16 protein-coding genes and 1 tRNA gene are annotated in these 16,124 nt (G+C 61.6%); 11 read left to right on the forward strand and 6 right to left on the reverse strand.

Annotation, left to right across the window (positions count from 1 at the left end; genetic code table 11):
• Positions 1–9: 9 nt before the first annotated feature.
• A complete protein-coding gene (locus EI983_RS05720; RefSeq protein ID WP_198389384.1) occupies positions 10–543 on the forward strand; it encodes a hypothetical protein in 534 nt (177 codons plus the stop codon).
• Between the two features lie 13 nt (positions 544–556).
• Here EI983_RS05720 and EI983_RS05725 read toward each other — a convergent pair whose 3' ends face one another.
• Positions 557–1,012 (reverse strand): DUF4174 domain-containing protein, encoded by a 456-nt coding sequence (locus EI983_RS05725; RefSeq protein ID WP_157706429.1) that lies wholly within the window; start codon positions 1,010–1,012, stop codon positions 557–559.
• A 177-nt stretch (positions 1,013–1,189) separates the two neighbouring features.
• Between EI983_RS05725 and EI983_RS05730 the strand changes: the two genes are divergently transcribed.
• Both EI983_RS05730 and scpA read left to right on the forward strand, forming a co-directional pair.
• A complete protein-coding gene (locus EI983_RS05730; RefSeq protein WP_157706430.1) occupies positions 1,190–2,128 on the forward strand; it encodes a hypothetical protein in 939 nt (312 codons plus the stop codon).
• The gene (gene scpA, locus EI983_RS05735; RefSeq protein ID WP_157706431.1) at positions 2,100–4,229 is read left to right on the forward strand and encodes a methylmalonyl-CoA mutase; all 2,130 of its coding nucleotides are present in this window, start codon (positions 2,100–2,102) and stop codon (positions 4,227–4,229) included. Before EI983_RS05730 ends, scpA begins: the two co-directional genes overlap by 29 nt.
• A gap of 51 nt (positions 4,230–4,280) precedes the next feature.
• Here the strand turns inward: scpA and EI983_RS05740 are convergent.
• Positions 4,281–4,357: transfer RNA gene (locus EI983_RS05740), tRNA-Met, on the reverse strand.
• Between the two features lie 154 nt (positions 4,358–4,511).
• On the opposite strand from EI983_RS05740, the gene EI983_RS05745 reads away from it, so the two are divergent.
• The 6 genes from EI983_RS05745 to EI983_RS05770 are packed head-to-tail and all read left to right on the forward strand — an operon-like array spanning position 4,512 to position 8,278.
• Positions 4,512–5,021 (forward strand): MAPEG family protein, encoded by a 510-nt coding sequence (locus EI983_RS05745; RefSeq protein ID WP_157706432.1) that lies wholly within the window; start codon positions 4,512–4,514, stop codon positions 5,019–5,021.
• A gap of 4 nt (positions 5,022–5,025) precedes the next feature.
• Positions 5,026–5,646 carry a VOC family protein gene (locus EI983_RS05750; protein ID WP_157706433.1) on the forward strand — a complete coding sequence of 207 codons (621 nt, stop codon included), beginning with the start codon at positions 5,026–5,028 and terminating at the stop codon, positions 5,644–5,646.
• Positions 5,643–6,131 (forward strand): GNAT family N-acetyltransferase, encoded by a 489-nt coding sequence (locus tag EI983_RS05755; RefSeq protein WP_157706434.1) that lies wholly within the window; start codon positions 5,643–5,645, stop codon positions 6,129–6,131. Before EI983_RS05750 ends, EI983_RS05755 begins: the two co-directional genes overlap by 4 nt.
• 43 nt (positions 6,132–6,174) lie before the next feature.
• Positions 6,175–6,852, forward strand: coding sequence for a molecular chaperone DjiA (locus EI983_RS05760; RefSeq protein ID WP_157706435.1), 678 nt, complete (start codon positions 6,175–6,177; stop codon positions 6,850–6,852).
• A gap of 1 nt (position 6,853) precedes the next feature.
• Positions 6,854–7,882 (forward strand): endonuclease/exonuclease/phosphatase family protein, encoded by a 1,029-nt coding sequence (locus EI983_RS05765; protein WP_157706436.1) that lies wholly within the window; start codon positions 6,854–6,856, stop codon positions 7,880–7,882.
• Positions 7,883–7,918: 36 nt separating this feature from the next.
• Positions 7,919–8,278, forward strand: coding sequence for a hypothetical protein (locus EI983_RS05770; RefSeq protein WP_157706437.1), 360 nt, complete (start codon positions 7,919–7,921; stop codon positions 8,276–8,278).
• Between the two features lie 15 nt (positions 8,279–8,293).
• On the opposite strand, the gene EI983_RS05775 is transcribed toward EI983_RS05770, so the two are convergent.
• The 4 genes from EI983_RS05775 to EI983_RS05790 all read right to left on the reverse strand — a co-directional run bounded on the left by EI983_RS05775 (position 8,294) and on the right by EI983_RS05790 (position 13,911).
• Positions 8,294–9,838 carry a Ppx/GppA family phosphatase gene (locus EI983_RS05775; protein WP_157706438.1) on the reverse strand — a complete coding sequence of 515 codons (1,545 nt, stop codon included), beginning with the start codon at positions 9,836–9,838 and terminating at the stop codon, positions 8,294–8,296.
• 91 nt (positions 9,839–9,929) lie between these two features.
• On the reverse strand, positions 9,930–12,104 hold the full coding sequence (locus EI983_RS05780; RefSeq protein WP_157708995.1) for an RNA degradosome polyphosphate kinase: 2,175 nt from the start codon (positions 12,102–12,104) through the stop codon (positions 9,930–9,932).
• Positions 12,105–12,178: 74 nt separating this feature from the next.
• Positions 12,179–12,844, reverse strand: coding sequence for a P-loop NTPase family protein (locus EI983_RS05785; RefSeq protein ID WP_157706439.1), 666 nt, complete (start codon positions 12,842–12,844; stop codon positions 12,179–12,181).
• A complete protein-coding gene (locus tag EI983_RS05790; protein WP_157706440.1) occupies positions 12,844–13,911 on the reverse strand; it encodes an AI-2E family transporter in 1,068 nt (355 codons plus the stop codon). The genes EI983_RS05785 and EI983_RS05790 overlap by 1 nt, the downstream gene beginning before the upstream one ends.
• A 211-nt stretch (positions 13,912–14,122) precedes the next feature.
• On the opposite strand from EI983_RS05790, the gene proS reads away from it, so the two are divergent.
• Together proS and EI983_RS05800 are read left to right on the forward strand one after the other, a co-directional pair.
• Entirely contained in the window at positions 14,123–15,520 is a 1,398-nt protein-coding gene (gene proS, locus EI983_RS05795) for a proline--tRNA ligase (RefSeq protein ID WP_157706441.1), read from the forward strand.
• 54 nt (positions 15,521–15,574) lie between these two features.
• A complete protein-coding gene (locus tag EI983_RS05800) occupies positions 15,575–16,051 on the forward strand; it encodes a DUF2937 family protein (protein WP_246162310.1) in 477 nt (158 codons plus the stop codon).
• Positions 16,052–16,124 lie beyond the last annotated feature (73 nt).

Consider the following 16,124-nt stretch of genomic DNA (forward strand, 5'->3'; position numbering starts at 1 on the left):
AAGGACCAGATGACCCTAACACCTGCTGCCATACATTCACCCTTTCGCGGGATGAGCGTTGCCATGCTGATGGCCTGCCTCGGCCTTTCTGGCTGTACGCGCATGGACGAAGCGGCGATGCGGGCCTATGCCGCGCAGTGGTTCCAGCTTGACGAGACGATGGGCTTTGCCGCGACGGGCGGCTGTACATCGGCCGCGTTCCGTCTGGTTGATACGCAGGTGGGCTCGTCCATGCCCGTGGTTCGCTCGGTCGGTCAGGCCCTGAACCTGATGCAGCAGGCCCGGCCCGTCGCGCTTGACCGGCGCGATCAGGCGCCCGACGCGGGTATGATCGATCTGGTAAACCTGGACCGCGAGTTGGGTTACCGCATGCGCCGGGCCGCGCTCGAAGGGCGTGGGTGCATGGACGCGGTCACCTCCAGCGCCTTCGGCTATGCGCTGGTCAATCCGCGGGCGCTTCTGGCTTTCGAACCGGGCGAGGCGGCGCTGATGGTGCTTGACCCGGACACCCGGGTGCTGGTCGTTTCGATGGGGGAGGGGTGATGCGCGCGCAGGCTCAGTTGATGCCGCGACGGTCGCGAATTTCCTGCTGGCGCATGGGCATCTTGTCAATGACGCGGGATATCTCGCGTACGTCCCACGGTACGGGCTTGCGCAGCTTGATCATGCCGTCCTTGCCGATCAGGACCAGCATGAAGCCACGCGGATGGAGCGCCTCTCGCAACGCCGAGTTGGCGGACGGATCCGTGTCGGTCAACACAACCACATCGCGTTCCGCAAGCTCGTCGAGCTCTGCTTCGATGAACTTCATCTGCTGGATGAAACGTGGATCCTGCGGGCTGTCAGCAAGCACGACGATGGGGCGATTTATCCAAACAAATTCGCTCAAATCCTTCGCATCAGAGCGCAAAACCCCTTGCTCAGCCGGCGATTGGCCAATGTCTGAGGCGTCCTGTGCAGCCGCGGAGAGCGGCGCAAGTGCCAGAAAAATAAGGACGAATACTCGGCGCATGGGGTCTCCTGTCTGCAAGGATATAGGATGTAGCGGTGCGGATGCGAAGGGGAATGAGCCCAACCCCGAAAAAAATTTGGAGTTTAATCGGATTGTGAGAGTTGGAGATCTAGGATGAGCCCCGGATCAACCCTCTTATCGCGGCACGCGACCCTGCAAGAAAAGGCTGGCAAACCGATGGACATCATTCTGCATCTTGGGGCTCATCGCACAGCGTCAACCTGTTTCCAGTATTACCTGCGGGAAAAGGCCCGGCAGTTGAGCACGCAAGGCATTGGCGTGTGGGGCCCGTGGCGCACGCGTGACGGGGTGCTGACCGGTGTTCTGCCCGTGCCCGGGGCGATCAGATCCCCCAAGGATCAGCACCTGCGCGCGCGCGGTCGGATATCACTGGCGCTGCACCGGTTGCGCGAGAAAGGCGTCAAACAGCTTATCGTGTCGGATGAGAATATGATCGGCGCCCCCCGCCGGAACCTGCGGACCAGCAAGATCTACGATGGGATCGGGGAGCGCATGGCACAATTCTCGGATGCGTTCAGTGGCGGGATCACCCAGGTCGTCCTGTCGATCCGGAGCCAGGAAACCTATTGGTCATCCGTGTATGCCTTCGCGGTCGGGCGCGGTCACAGGCTTCCCTCACGGGATGACCTGGACCGGCTTGTGACCACCAATCGCCATTGGCGAGAGGCGATCCGCGATCTGAGCTGCGCCTTGCCGGGGGTGAAGATCATCATCCTGCCCTACGAAGAATATGGCGGACGGCCTGAGCAAAAACTGTCGATCATGACAGGGCTCTCCAAGCCGCCAATGAAATTTGCCCGGGAGTGGATCAACCGCTCGCCCAGCCTGGCGCAGCTGCGTCAGATCCTGAAGGACAGGGGCGAAGACCCGGCAGCTTTGCCGGAGGGAGAGGGGCGCTGGCATCCGTTTGACCACGCCCAAAGCATGGCATTGAGGGAGGCGTATGCCGACGATCTGTTCTGGCTGCGCGCCGGGGCGGAGGGCATGGCCACCCTGATTGAAGGAACCGGGACGCATCAGACGGGGCAAACCCGCGATGTGTCTCAAATGACAAGAGGACAAACTAATGGCATCGAAAACCGACGTATGGCGTGAGATCGCGGAAAAGGAGCTTCGCGGCAAGCCGCTCGACGATCTGACCTGGAAAACCCTGGAGGATATCGAGGTCAAGCCGCTTTACACAGAAGATGATCTCGCAGGGCTGAACCATCTGGGTTCGATCCCCGGCGAGGCGCCGTTCACGCGTGGGGTGAAGGCCACGATGTATGCCGGGCGCCCCTGGACGATCCGGCAATATGCGGGCTTTTCGACGGCGGAGGAATCCAACGCCTTCTATCGCCGCAACCTCGCCGCCGGTCAGCAGGGGGTGTCAGTGGCCTTCGACCTGGCCACCCACCGCGGATATGACAGTGACCATCCGCGTGTCGAGGGCGATGTGGGCAAGGCCGGTGTCGCCATCGACTCGGTCGAGGACATGAAAATCCTTTTCGACGGGATCCCGCTGGATCAGGTCAGCGTCAGCATGACGATGAACGGTGCGGTGATCCCGATCCTGGCGAATTTCATCGTGGCGGGCGAAGAGCAGGGCCATGACAAGTCCGTGCTCGCAGGCACCATTCAGAATGACATCCTCAAGGAATTCATGGTGCGCAACACTTATGTCTATCCGCCCGAGCCGAGCATGCGGATCATCGCGGATATCATCGAATACACATCGAACGAGATGCCGAAATTCAATTCCATCTCGATTTCCGGGTACCATATGCAGGAGGCCGGCGCGAACCTGGTGCAGGAACTGGCCTTTACCCTGGCGGATGGCAAGGAATACGTCAAAACCGCCATGGCGCGCGGCATGGATGTGGACAAGTTTGCCGGGCGCCTGAGCTTCTTCTTTGCGATCGGCATGAACTTCTTCATGGAGGCGGCCAAGCTGCGCGCGGCACGGCTTCTTTGGCATCGCATCATGGATGATCTGGGCGCCAAGAACCCCCGCTCCAAGATGCTGCGCACTCATTGCCAGACCTCCGGGGTCAGCCTGCAGGAACAGGATCCGTATAACAACGTGATCCGCACGGCCTATGAGGCGATGAGCGCAGTGCTGGGTGGGACGCAATCGCTGCACACCAACGCACTGGACGAGGCGATTGCCCTGCCCACGGACTTTTCCGCCCGGATCGCGCGGAACACACAACTGATCCTGCAGGAAGAAACCGGTGTGACCAATGTCGTCGATCCGCTGGCAGGCAGCTACTACGTGGAGGCGCTGACCAATGAGCTGGCCGAGGCCGCCTGGAAACTGATCGAGGAAGTCGACGAGATGGGCGGCATGACCAAGGCCGTGGCCTCCGGCATGCCCAAGCTCAGGATCGAGGAAAGTGCCGCGCGGCGTCAGGCGATGATCGACCGGGGCGAAGAGGTGATCGTCGGGGTCAACAAGTACCGCAAGGACAAGGAAGACCCGATCGACATTCTGGAGATCGACAATAACGAAGTGCGCGAGCAGCAGGTCGCCAAGCTGAAACGTATTCGCGCAGAGCGCGATGAGGCCGCCTGTGACGCGGCCCTCGCTGAATTGGAAAAACGTGCAGCGGAGGGCGGCAACCTCTTGGAAGCGGCGGTCGAGGCCGCGCGCGCCCGTGCATCGGTGGGAGAGATCAGCATGAGCATGGAAAAAGTATTCGGACGGCATCGCGCCGAGGTGAAAACGCTGGCCGGTGTGTATGGCGCCGCCTATGAGGGCGACGAGGGCTTTGCCGCGATTCAGAGATCGGTCGAAGAGTTTGCCGAAGAAGAAGGCCGCCGCCCGCGCATGCTGGTCGTCAAGATGGGCCAGGACGGGCATGACAGGGGGGCCAAGGTGATTGCCACGGCCTTTGCCGATATCGGCTTTGACGTGGATGTGGGCCCCTTGTTCCAGACCCCTGAAGAGGCTGCACAGGACGCGGTTGACAATGATGTGCATGTCATCGGGGTGAGCTCTCAGGCGGCAGGTCACAAGACATTGGCGCCCAAGCTTATCCAGGCTCTGAAAGATAAGGATGCGGGCGATATTCTGGTGATCTGCGGGGGGGTTATTCCACAGCAGGATTACGACTTTCTCAAGAAAGCCGGAGTAAAGGCGATCTTTGGCCCGGGCACCAACATTCCCGAGGCGGCTCAGGACATCCTGCGCCTGATCCGCGAGGCGCGCGGGTAAACCGATCAGGCCCCGGGGTGATCTCGGGGCCAATTTCCTGATGCGGGATTTTGGTGGCGTGGGGGAGACTTGAACTCCCGACCTCTCGATTATGAGTCGAGCGCTCTGACCAGCTGAGCTACCACGCCTTCGGCGCGTGGGTTAAGCCAGCCACGCCCGCCCGTCAAGGCAGAAATGCCGATATGGCAAAACCAAAGTGCTGTACGCGCCATTGCATTTCCAATGAGAAGGCCGGACACTCTGCGTTGAGGTATCAATCGCACCGGGAGGCAAGGGCCAAACATGCACAAACGCGCCAAGATCGGCCTTGGCATGGCAGCGGGAATGGGCTGGGCCGTGGTTCTGCTTTGGGCGGCGGCGCAATTCGTGAGGCTGCCGGTTTTCACGTTGATGCCAACGATCATGACAGCCTTTTTTGCGCCTGGTGTGGTCATGTTGCTGATGATCGGGCGGCTGGCGCAGCGGCGGTTTTTCGACGATGCGATCATTGATGGCGACATGCTGACGGGGGCCGCTCAGATTGATCAGCGCGTGTTGCAAAACACCCTGGAGCAGCTTGCGCTTGCATTGGCCATCTGGCCTGCAGCGGCGGTGATTCTGACGTCGGAGGGGCCGGGTGTTATCCTGTGTCTCGGGCTTGGATTCGCCGTGGCCCGGCTGGCCTTCTGGGGCGGGTACCACCTGTCGCCTCCCCTGCGTGCCTTTGGCTTCGCAGCAACCTTTTATCCGACATTGCTGGTGGCGATCTGGGCGGGCTGGCGCCTTGCAACAGGCAGCCTGCTGGGAGGGTGACAGGATGGCCAAGCCGATTGTTCTCGATCATCTGGCGGTGGCTGCGGAAACGTTGGCCGAGGGGCAGGCTGCGGTTGAGGCAGCCCTTGGCGTGGCTCTGCAACCCGGCGGGCAGCATCCGCATTTCGCGACGCATAATATGCTTCTGGGGTTGGAGGACGGGCTCTATCTGGAGGTGATTTCGGCTGATCCTTCGGTCCCCAGCCCCGATTACCCGCGCTGGTTCGACCTCGACCGCTTTAGCGGCCCCCCGCGGCTGAGCAACTGGATCTGCCGGGTGCCGGACCTTGCCCGGATGGTCGGTGTGCTGCCCCAGGCGGGCAGTCCTGTGGCGTTGGCGCGGGGTGATCTGCGCTGGCAGATGGCGGTGCCCGAGACTGGCATCCTGCCCTATGACAACCTGTTTCCGGCCCTGATCGAGTGGCAAAGCAGCCCGCATCCTGCAACGCGGCTTGCCGCGTCGGGCTGCCGTCTCAGGCGCCTGACGATCCGGCACCCGAATGCCGCCGCGCTGCACGCCGATCTAGCGCCGCAGTTTTCCGATGACAGGGTGCGCTTTGAAACCGGAGAGCAGGCGATGCTGGCCGCGTTTGATACCCCACATGGCGAGAGGGAGCTGGCATGATCGTCCGCGACGCGCGGGCCGCGGACACGCCCGCGATTGCAGAAATCTGGAATCACAATATCCGCCACACCGCGAACACCTTCACCACCGCTGAAAAAACGCCCGAAGGTCTTGCCCGCGATATCGAAACGCGCCGGGCCGAGGGCAAGGGGTTTCTGGTGGCAGAAGACGGGAAAGACATCGTCGGCTTCGCCACCTATTTCCAGTTTCGTGGCGGTCCCGGCTATGCCTTTACAGCCGAACATTCGGTGATGCTGGCGGAGGCCGCGATGGGCAAAGGCACGGGCCGGGCACTTATGGAGGCGCTGGAAGCGCATGCGCGCGGGGCAGGGATGCATTCGCTTATAGCGGGTGTCGCCGGAGAGAATGCGGCGGGTATCGCCTTCCATGCGGCTCTTGGGTATCGAACGATTGCCGTTTTGCCGGAAGTGGGCCGCAAGTTCGAACGCTGGATGGACCTGACACTGATGCAAAAGATGCTGTAACGCCGCACTGACAAGGCCGACGAAAGGCGATAGGGTCCGTGCCATGTCGATCTGGACCCGCATCACCGAAGCGCTGAGCGCGCTGGCCTCGGGCGAGGGGCTGAGCGCGGTCTTTGATCGGTTGCGCAGCCCACCCGAGCGTTCGGTTGCCTTTACCATCGCCGTGATCGCCCTCAGCGCCAAGATGGCCAAGGCCGACGGTCTGGTGACGCGCGATGAGGTGACAGCCTTCCGCGAAGTCTTTCAGATTGCCCGTGCCGATGAGCCGGGGGCGGCGCGTGTCTTCAACCTTGCGCGACAGGATGTGGCGGGGTTTGAGGATTATGCCACGCGTATTAGCGGGATGTTTTCCGAGGACAGCTCGGTGTTGAGCGACTTGATGGAGGGGCTTTTTCATATCGCCATGGCGGATGGGGTCTATCATCCCAACGAAGATGCGTTCCTGGCGCGGGTGGCCGAGATTTTTGGCCTGAAAGAAACCGAATTCAAATCGCTGCGCTGCCGTTTCGTGCCCGATGCCGCGCCCGATCCCTACTCGGTTCTGGGGGTGTCGCCCGACACGCCGATGGACGAGATCCGGCAGGTGTGGCGGCAGATGGTGCGCGATACCCACCCGGACAGAATGCTGGCGCGCGGCGTACCCGAAGAGGCGATCAAACTCGCCGAGAAGCGGATGGTCGACATCAACCGTGCCTGGGAAGAGATCAGCGGGGCAGGGTGAGATGCGCATCGCCACCTATAATGTGGAGTGGTTCAACGCGCTCTTCGATGATGAGGGTAACCTGCTCGACGATGGGGAATGGTCGGCCCGCTATGATGTCACCCGTGCCGATCAGCTTGCCGCGCTGGGCATCGTCTTTACGGCGATGGATGCCGATGCGGTCATGGTCATCGAAGCACCTGACACCAACGGCAAACGGTCCACTGAAACGGCATTGGAGAACTTTGCCCGGGTGATGGGGTTGCGCGCGCGCAAGGCGCTGATGGGGTTTGCCAATGACACCCAGCAAGAGATTGCCCTGCTCTATGACCCGGATGTCTTCAGCGCGCGGCATGATCCGCAGGGCGATGAGACGGGCAAGAAAGGGTCGCCCGATGCGCCGCGCTTTGACGGGGTGTTCCGGATCGACCTCGATATTGACGCGACCGAGGATATGGTCACCTTTTCCAAACCGCCGCTGGAGGTGGCGCTAACGACGAAGGACGGCTTTGCGATCCGCATGATCGGAGCGCATCTGAAATCCAAAGCGCCGCATGGCGCCACCAACCGAGATGAAATCATGCGTATCGCCATTGCCAACCGGCGCAAACAACAGGCTCAGGCGGTCTGGCTTCGCCGCAGGTTGGAGATGCATCTTGCTGCGGGCGAGCCGACGATCCTTCTGGGGGATCTGAATGACGGTCCGGGGCTTGATGAGTATGAAAACCTTTTTGGCCGGTCTGTGGTCGAGATCATCATGGGCGAAGGCACCGGCGGGATCGAGCTTTTCGACCCGCATGCCCGCCAGGCACTCACGCGCAAGATCGGTGGTGTGACGACCACGGCGCGGTTCTATCTGAGTCATGAAAAGCGGTATATGCAGGCCCTTCTGGACTATGTCATGCTCTCGCCCGATCTGATGCGTCTCAATCCCAGGTGGCGCATCCTGCATCCGTTCGATGACCCGGATTGTTGGAAGATGCCCGAACTGCATGCGGCTCTGATCACCGCCTCGGATCATTTCCCGGTTCTGGTCGATCTGCAGTTGTGATCTTCTTTTCGGGAAATGCGTGCTTATATGCAGGGTATGAGACGGTTTATCACAACCTCCGGTGCGGTTTTGCTGGCCGCGACCCTGCCGCTTCAGGCGCAGGAGGAAGATGGCTTTTCGCTCATGGAGCGCGGCGCGCAACTCTTTTTCGAAGGGATTCAGCGCGAAATGGAACCGGCGCTGAACGATCTGATGGCGCTTGCCGATGATATGGAGCCCGCCTTGCGCGCGTTTATCAGCGAGATGGGGCCCGCCTTCGTCGAGCTTCTGGGACAGATCGAGGACCTCAGCGCCTATCACCCGCCCGAGATTCTGCCCAACGGCGATATCATCCTGCGCAAGAAGACGCCGGAAGAAATGGCCGAGGAAAACCCGGAAGGCGAGATCGAGATATAAACTCGCCGCTGCGGATCACCGCTGCATTTTGATCTCGGTTTCGGCTTCGAGTGAGCCGGCAAGAGAAGCAAGGCGCGCCTGCGCGACCTCCCCGAAAAGCGGCTCGGCCTCCGGGGTGAGCCGAAGTTCCAGCACACGCTTTTTCGGATACCAACGGAGCTTGCCGGGCGAGGCGTTCTTGTCCAGCCACAGCATTGCGCCGAAACGCATCGCCTTGCCGAGGATTTCCGCTTCGCGCTGCTCCTTTTCAGGGATCAGATGATAGAGGTTTTCAAAATGCGTGCCATCACGGCGATTGGTATAACGATGCAGAAGAGCCAGCCCCAGAAACACCCGTTCTGAATGTTTCAGCCCGCCCAGATTTGCGCGGGTCGCATTGTCAAAGCACACTTCGGCACGATAGTCGGGATGCGCCCGCCAGCTGACATCGTGCAGAAGGCAGGCCGCCTTGACGAGCCGCCGCCGTTCCGGGTGCACCGATTTGAACAGAGGCTGGATGAACTCGTACAGCAACTTGCCGAAACCCGGCACGCGCGCGTCCTTGTTCTCGGCAAAGCGGCAGGCCTCGATCAGCGGATCCCGATCGCGCAGCCGTTGGGGCATCTGCTCATAAAGCATGCCCTCACGGATACCATAGCTGGAAATGGCGATATCGTGCGGTCTGAAGAATTTGACCACTTCACGCAGCACCTCGGCGGCATGGGGCACAAGGCCGATCCGGGCCGAGGATATGCCGGTCTGCAGGCGCAGATCGTCTATTTCGTTGTCGAAGATGAATTTGGAGGTTGCGCGTACAGCCTTGGGCGTCATGCGATATTCGTGCAGCACGTTCAGGGGATAGCCGCGTCGCAGCATGTCGATCTTGGCGATGGCACGCCAGGATCCGCCCACCAGAAAGAGCCGGTTGCGCTGCGCTCCGAGTTCGCCCTGCATCTGCTCCAGCGTCTCGCGGATATGCGCCTTGCGTGCGCGTTTGCCGCCCTTGATGTCGCGCAGTTTGAGAGGCCCGAGCGGAGAGGTGACACGACGCCCGACCGTGCCGCCGTTGATCTCGGCCAGCTCCATGGATGACCCGCCGATATCGCAGACCAGCCCGTAAGCGCCGGGCCAGCCCAGCAAAACCCCCTGACCGGAGAGCCGTGCTTCTTCCCGTCCGTCGATCACAAAGATCTTCACGCCGGTCTTTTCCTCGACCTCGCGGACAAACTCCGCGCCGTCCTCGGCCTCGCGCACGGCGGCGGTGGCAACAGCGGTCAGCGGTCCGGTGCCCATCCCTTCGCCAAGGATCTGAAACCGCTTGATCGCGTGCAGCGCACGCACGCGCCCCTCGGGGTTGAGCCGCCCGGTCGCGGCCATGCCGGCCCCCAGCGCACACATGATCTTTTCGTTGAAGAAATAGGCCGGACTGCGCGCCGCCCCATCGAACACCACCAGACGAACCGAGTTGGAGCCGACATCGACAACACCCACTCGGCTGAGCGCGCGCACGGAGGGGTCATCGAAAAGAGGGCGCCCGAACGGGCCCCAATCGCCGGTTGACCTGTCGCTTGTGCCGTCCATGTCACCCCCGGGTGTCGTCCTCTTCGGGTTATGCGATGTTCCGCTCTACGGGTCAATCGGGGCAAGCTGTCGCGCCTCGAAAGAGCCTTTGTCAATCCTCGGTATGGGTGAGTTGCGGCACATCCGCCGCCCCGGCAGAGCCGCGCCCGGAAAGCGAGGGGTTCTCCATGAAAAACCGGTGACAATTGAACGCAAATTCGCCCTCGGGCACCTGCATCCGGGTGAAGCTGCCATCGGGGGCCATGACCCAGCTTTGCGCCACATCTGCCATGTTCGCGGCCATGATCTGACTGACGATCTGCGCCTTGACGGTGGGGTTTTCAATCTCGACCAGCGTTTCAATACGGCGATTGAGGTTGCGGCCCATCCAGTCGGCCGAGGATATGAACACGCGCGCCTTTTTCGAGGGCAGTTCGCGGCCGTTGCCAAAGCAGACGATGCGCGAATGTTCCAGAAAGCGTCCGACAATGGATTTGACCCGGATATTCTCGCTCAGCCCCTTGATGCCCGGTCTGAGCCCGCAGATGCCCCGCACCACGAGGCTGATCTTCACCCCGGCCTGGCTGGCCGCGTAAAGCGCGTCGATCACATCGGGCTCGATGAGGGAATTCATCTTGGCCCAGATTTCGGAGGGCTCGCCATTGCGGGCGTTCTCTGCTTCCTGCCCAATCATCTCGATCAGCCGATCCTTCAGGTGATGCGGAGAAATGGCGAGGTTTTCCAACCGCTCGGGCAGGGCATAGCCGGACAGATAATTGAACACCTTCGTGGCATCGCGGCCCAATGCAGCGTTGCAGGTGAAAAAGCTCAGGTCGGTGTAAATCTTCGCCGTGATCGGATGGTAATTGCCGGTCCCGTAATGAGTATAGGTCACCAGGTTCTCGCCCTCGCGGCGCACCACGGTGGAAATCTTGGCATGGGTTTTCCAGTCCATGAACCCATAGACCACATGCGCACCAGCCCGTTCCAGCCGCCGCGACTGGCGGATATTCGCAGCCTCGTCGAAGCGGGCTTTCAGCTCCACAAGGGCGGTGACGGATTTGCCCTCTTCGGCGGCTTCGCAGAGGGCGGCGACGATCGGGCTGTCATGAGACGTACGATACAGCGTCTGTTTGATGGCCACGACATCCGGGTCACGCGCGGCCTGGCTGAGAAAGCGGATGACCATGTCAAACGTCTCATAGGGGTGATGCAGCAACATGTCCTTTTGCCGGATCGCGGCGAACATGTCGCCGTCGAAATCCTGCACCCGCTCTGGCACGCGCGGCGTGAAGCTGGGCCAAAGCAGGTCGGGCCGCGTGTCGATCACCAGCTCAGAGAGGTCCGCAAGGCCAATGATGCCCTCGACTTCGACCACCTCGTCGGGCGTTACATGGAGCTCATCCATGATCACCCGGCGCAGGCCCTTGGGCGCGTCCGAGGAGATCTTGAGACGGACCACCTCGCCCCGGCGGCGGCGCTTGAGCGCGACCTCGAATTCGCGCACCAGATCTTCGGCCTCTTCCTCGACTTCCAGATCGCTGTCGCGCAGCACGCGGAAGGTGCAATGCCCTTTGTAGCGATAGCCGGGAAAGAGACTGTCGAGATGCAACAGCAAAAGCTCTTCCAGCGGCAGAAACCGGTGCGTGCCTTCATGCGCGGGCAAGGTCACGAAGCGGTCGATCATCTGCGGGATCGGCAACAGCGCCTGCAGCGGGCGTTTGTCCGTCTTGCGCTCAAGTTGCAGCGCCAGCGAGTAACCCAGATTCGGAATGAACGGGAACGGATGCGCCGGGTCGATGGCGAGAGGCGACAGGACGGCAAAAACCCGGTTCAGAAAGACATCTTCCAGATAGGTCTTGTCCGCCTCGGTCAGCTGGCCAAGATCGAGAATTGACAGGTTCTCGGCTTCCATCTCGCGGCGCAGCGCCTGATAGGTGCGTTGCTGCGCCTGCAGAAGCTTGCGCGCGTCTTCGTTGATCAGCACCAACTGTTCGGCAGGGGTCAGACCGTCGGCGGCGGGGGTCGTGTTGCCCGCATGTGCCAGCTCGCGCAGGCCCGCGACACGCACGTTGTAGAACTCGTCGAGATTGTTCGCCGATATCGACAGGAAGCGCAGCCGTTCGAGCAGGGGCACGCGCGGATTTTCGGCCTCTTCCAGCACACGCCAGTTGAAGCCCAGCCAGCTGAGCTCGCGGTTGAAGAAACGGCCTGGGCCGGTGATGTCGAGATCCGGCAGTTCGACCGGCGCTTGCAGATCGGAGGCCAGAAAATCAGAAGTCAGCATATCGGTCTTTGTCATGGGCCAAGAGTATCGCAGAAATATGACCGTGAACAGATAGGCCGCCGCCGCGCGCGCGCCTAACCCTCCAGCAGCTTGGCGGCAAAACGCGTGGTGATCGGAGCGCCCTGTTCCAGCGCCGCCTTGTCGAGCCGCTCCACGATCTCGCGCGCAGCCTGAAAGGACCGGTCGATGCGCGGCACCAGATACGGGATCAGGCGCGGCTCGGGGCGCAGTTGCCGGTCAGCCATCAGTTTCATCAGCACGGCCCCGAGTAGCGCGTCATCGGGGGGCTGAAGGTCGGCCTGGGTGGTGCCCTGCATGCGGCTTGCAAGATCCGGCAGGCCAAGCCCCCAGCGCGCGGGAGGGGTGCGCGAAGTGATCAGAAGCGAGCCCCCCTCGGCCAATGTGAGATTATGCAGGTGAAAGAGCGCCTCTTCGGCAGGCGCGCAGCCCGCGATCCGGTCGGCATCTTCGACCGCAACCGGCCCCCGTGCGAGGGCGGGTATGTCGCTGTCGGTCAGGGTGGTCGCGGATATAACCCGTGCACCCGAAAGCGAGGCCCAGACCTGTGAAAGATGGGTTTTGCCGGCCCCTTCCGGTCCGGTCAGCAACAGCTTGTGAGACGGCCAGTCGGGCCAGCTCTCGATCAGCGCGACGGCGGTGGCATTGGCCGGAGAGACGAAGAAATCCTCGCGCCCCAGCGCCTCGCGCACGGGCAGGTCAAAGCTGAGTTGGCGGGGCATCAGTCGGAGTCGTTCTGATCAAGGCCGCGATAGAGCCTGCTTGCCTTGTATTGCCCGATCACAAAGCGCGCCAGCACGCCGATCGCGGCGGCAACGGGCACGGCGACAAGCATGCCGACAAACCCAAAGAGCATACCGAACACCGACAGCGCAAAGATCAGCCAGACCGGGTGCAGCCCAACGGAGCCGCCTACCAGCTTGGGGGTCAGTATATTCCCCTCGATCACCTGGCCCAATACAAAGACCGCCCCCACCAGGCCAATACTCAGCCAGTCGCCCCAGAACTGAAACAGGGCCAGCCCGATCGCCAGCGCGCCGCCGAGCAATGCGCCGATATAGGGAATGAAGGTGATCAGTCCGGCGAAGGCCCCGACCACCAGGCCGAACTGCAACCCGACAAGCATCAGCGCAATCGCGTAATAGCTGCCGAGGATCAGGCAGACCGTGCCCATCCCGCGGATGAAGCTGGCCAGCGTCCGGTCGATCTGACCGGCCAGGTCGCGGATCACCGGGGCATGGTCGCGCGGCAGAAGATCATCCACCGCCGCCACCATCCGGTCCCAGTCATAGAGCAGATAGACCGCCACCACCGGAACGATCACGAAAAGCAGCGCGATATTGATGATCGAGGCCGCGGATGTCAGCAGCGAGTTGAGAAGCTCTCCCCCCCGCTGGCTGACGGTTTCTCCGACAGCAAGAAGTGATCTGTGCAGGGTGCTTTCGGGCTCGACCAGTTGCGGGAAGCGCGTGGTCAGAAACTCCCGAAGGTTTTGGGCCAGTTGCGGCGCCGCTTCGAAAAGAGCGACCGCCTGATTGATCAGCGTGGGCAGGATCAGCAACACCATGATCACGAAAATCATGATCGCGATGAAGGTGATGACCGCCACCGAAACCGCCCTGCTGAACCCCATTTTCTCAAGCCGGTCCGCCACCGGATCAAGGAAATAGGCCACCGCCCCGCCCAGAACAAAGGGCAGCATCACGTCGCCCAGCAGCCATAGGGCCAAAAGAAACACCAGTGTGGCGATGCCCCAGTATCTCAATTGTGTGTTAACGGGCAGGGCCATGAATGCCTCGGTTCAGTTCGGTCTGTCCTACATGTCGCCCATGGGGCGATGGGTTTCAAGGGCGCGTGTCGCGCGAAACGGCGACAGGTGTCAACCGGCCAGCGCGCCGGTCGCCCGCAGAAGCCGATAAAGCGCCTCGGGCGGTCTTGTCTCGGAGCGTGTGAAGCCATAAACCCTTGGCAAAACCTGCGCCGCCGAGAGGAGCCTTTTGATGCGTCTGAGCCGTTACTTCCTGCCCGTTCTCAAGGAAACCCCCGCCGAGGCGCAGATCGTCAGCCATCGGCTGATGCTGCGTGCCGGCATGATCAAGCAAGCCAGCGCCGGGATTTACTCCTGGCTGCCGCTGGGCTTCAAGGTGCTGCGCAAGCTGGAGGACATCGTGCATCAGGAACAGGTGCGCGCCGGGCATATCCCGATGCTGATGCCGACGCTGCAATCGGCTGATTTGTGGCGCGAAAGCGGACGCTACGACGATTACGGAGAAGAAATGCTGCGGATCAAGGACCGCCATGACCGCGACATGCTTTATGGGCCGACCAATGAAGAGCTGATCACTGACATCTTCCGCGCGCATGTCGGCAGCTACAAGGACCTGCCGCTGACCCTCTATCATATCCAGTGGAAGTTTCGCGATGAGATCCGCCCGCGGTTCGGCGTGATGCGCGGGCGCGAGTTTTTCATGAAGGACGGGTATAATTTCGACCTCACCAAGGAAGATGCGCTGCACGCCTATAACCGCCACCTGGTCAGTTATCTGCGCACCTATGAGCGGATGGGCCTGCAGGCGATCCCGATGCGCGCCGACAGCGGGCCAATCGGTGGCGATGACACCCACGAGTTCCTGGTGCTCGCGGAAACGGGCGAGTCGGAGGTGTTCTATGACAGCGCCGTGACCGACATTCGCCTGGGCGAGCGCGAGATTGACTACGACAATGTCGATCAGTGCCGGGCGGTGATGGAAGAGTTCACCTCGCTCTATGCCCGCACCGACGAAACCCACGAAGAAGCTGTGTTTAACCAGATCCCTGAAGAGCGCCGCCGCAGCGCACGCGGGATCGAAGTGGGCCAGATCTTCTATTTCGGCACCAAGTATTCCGAGCCGATGGGCGCCACCGTGCAGGGCCCCGACGGCAAGCCCGTGCCGGTGCATATGGGCAGCCACGGCATCGGCGTAAGCCGCCTTGTCGGCGCGATCATCGAAGCCAGCCATGACGACAAAGGGATCATCTGGCCCGAGGGGGTCACGCCCTACCATGTCGGCATCGTCAATCTGAAACAGGGTGATGAGAAGGCCGACGAGGCATGTGAGGCTCTCTACAAATCGGTCCAGGCGCTGGGCTTGGAACCGCTCTACGATGACCGCGACGAACGCGCCGGAGGCAAGTTTGCCACGATGGACCTGATCGGTCTGCCGTGGAGGATCACGGTCGGACCGCGCGGGTTGAAAAACGGTGTCGTTGAATTGACCTGCCGCCGCACTGGCAACAGCGAGGAATTGACGCCGGAGAAAGCCGTGGAAAAAGTCGCGGAAATCTATGCGCCGCACCATCCGCATCATGTCGCCCGGACAGAGCCGATGGCCAAGCAATCGTTCCACACCTGGATGTAATCTGTTACCCTCTGGCAGTTAAGAGGGCAGAGCATGGTGTTCAGGGCGTTGACATTGGCAGGCGGCCTCGCCGGAGCGGCGGCGCTGTCGCAGTTTCCGGAATTTTCACAGCAATATCTGCAGCGCATGGCGGGTCACGTCGAAGAGTTGACTCGCTTTGTCGAGGCGTTTGACGCCGATGCGGCAGCGTTGGGTGTCAGTCGCGAGCAGGCGCTGACCGACCTCGCGCAAGGTGGAGCGATCGGGGCCGAGCGGGCAGAGACCATGCGCCAGACGATGATACGGCAGGCACGTCTGTCGGCGGCCCTGCAGGATCTGCGCGGGGCCGGGCCGTTTACAAGGGCGTACCGCGCATCCGCGTTTACCGACACCGAGCTGGCGCGGGCCACATTAAAGGACTTCAAGCCCGCCATGCCGCTGACGTTCGAGGGTCTTGTTTTCGGTGCCGTCGGCTTTGTCGCGGGCATGCTGGCGTTGTCGGGCATTTCTGCCATGCTGGGCCGGGCGCTTCGGCGGCGCGGGCCTGCATGATATCCGCGTCACGATATGATCGGGGAGAAGAAAATTCGTACGAATTTTCTTGGCCCTCTCCCAAATCGTCTTA

Source organism: Roseovarius faecimaris (genome assembly GCF_009762325.1).
GTDB classification, from domain to species: domain Bacteria; phylum Pseudomonadota; class Alphaproteobacteria; order Rhodobacterales; family Rhodobacteraceae; genus Roseovarius; species Roseovarius faecimaris.

Coding starts and splice junctions, on each gene's coding strand:
- EI983_RS05720 (WP_198389384.1), top strand. CDS start 10: ATGACCCTAACACCTGCTGCCATACATTCACCCTTTCGCGGGATGAGC.
- EI983_RS05725 (WP_157706429.1), bottom strand. CDS start 1,012: ATGCGCCGAGTATTCGTCCTTATTTTTCTGGCACTTGCGCCGCTCTCC.
- EI983_RS05730 (WP_157706430.1), top strand. CDS start 1,190: ATGGACATCATTCTGCATCTTGGGGCTCATCGCACAGCGTCAACCTGT.
- scpA (WP_157706431.1), top strand. CDS start 2,100: ATGGCATCGAAAACCGACGTATGGCGTGAGATCGCGGAAAAGGAGCTT.
- EI983_RS05745 (WP_157706432.1), top strand. CDS start 4,512: ATGCACAAACGCGCCAAGATCGGCCTTGGCATGGCAGCGGGAATGGGC.
- EI983_RS05750 (WP_157706433.1), top strand. CDS start 5,026: ATGGCCAAGCCGATTGTTCTCGATCATCTGGCGGTGGCTGCGGAAACG.
- EI983_RS05755 (WP_157706434.1), top strand. CDS start 5,643: ATGATCGTCCGCGACGCGCGGGCCGCGGACACGCCCGCGATTGCAGAA.
- EI983_RS05760 (WP_157706435.1), top strand. CDS start 6,175: ATGTCGATCTGGACCCGCATCACCGAAGCGCTGAGCGCGCTGGCCTCG.
- EI983_RS05765 (WP_157706436.1), top strand. CDS start 6,854: ATGCGCATCGCCACCTATAATGTGGAGTGGTTCAACGCGCTCTTCGAT.
- EI983_RS05770 (WP_157706437.1), top strand. CDS start 7,919: ATGAGACGGTTTATCACAACCTCCGGTGCGGTTTTGCTGGCCGCGACC.
- EI983_RS05775 (WP_157706438.1), bottom strand. CDS start 9,838: ATGGACGGCACAAGCGACAGGTCAACCGGCGATTGGGGCCCGTTCGGG.
- EI983_RS05780 (WP_157708995.1), bottom strand. CDS start 12,104: ATGCTGACTTCTGATTTTCTGGCCTCCGATCTGCAAGCGCCGGTCGAA.
- EI983_RS05785 (WP_157706439.1), bottom strand. CDS start 12,844: ATGCCCCGCCAACTCAGCTTTGACCTGCCCGTGCGCGAGGCGCTGGGG.
- EI983_RS05790 (WP_157706440.1), bottom strand. CDS start 13,911: ATGGCCCTGCCCGTTAACACACAATTGAGATACTGGGGCATCGCCACA.
- proS (WP_157706441.1), top strand. CDS start 14,123: ATGCGTCTGAGCCGTTACTTCCTGCCCGTTCTCAAGGAAACCCCCGCC.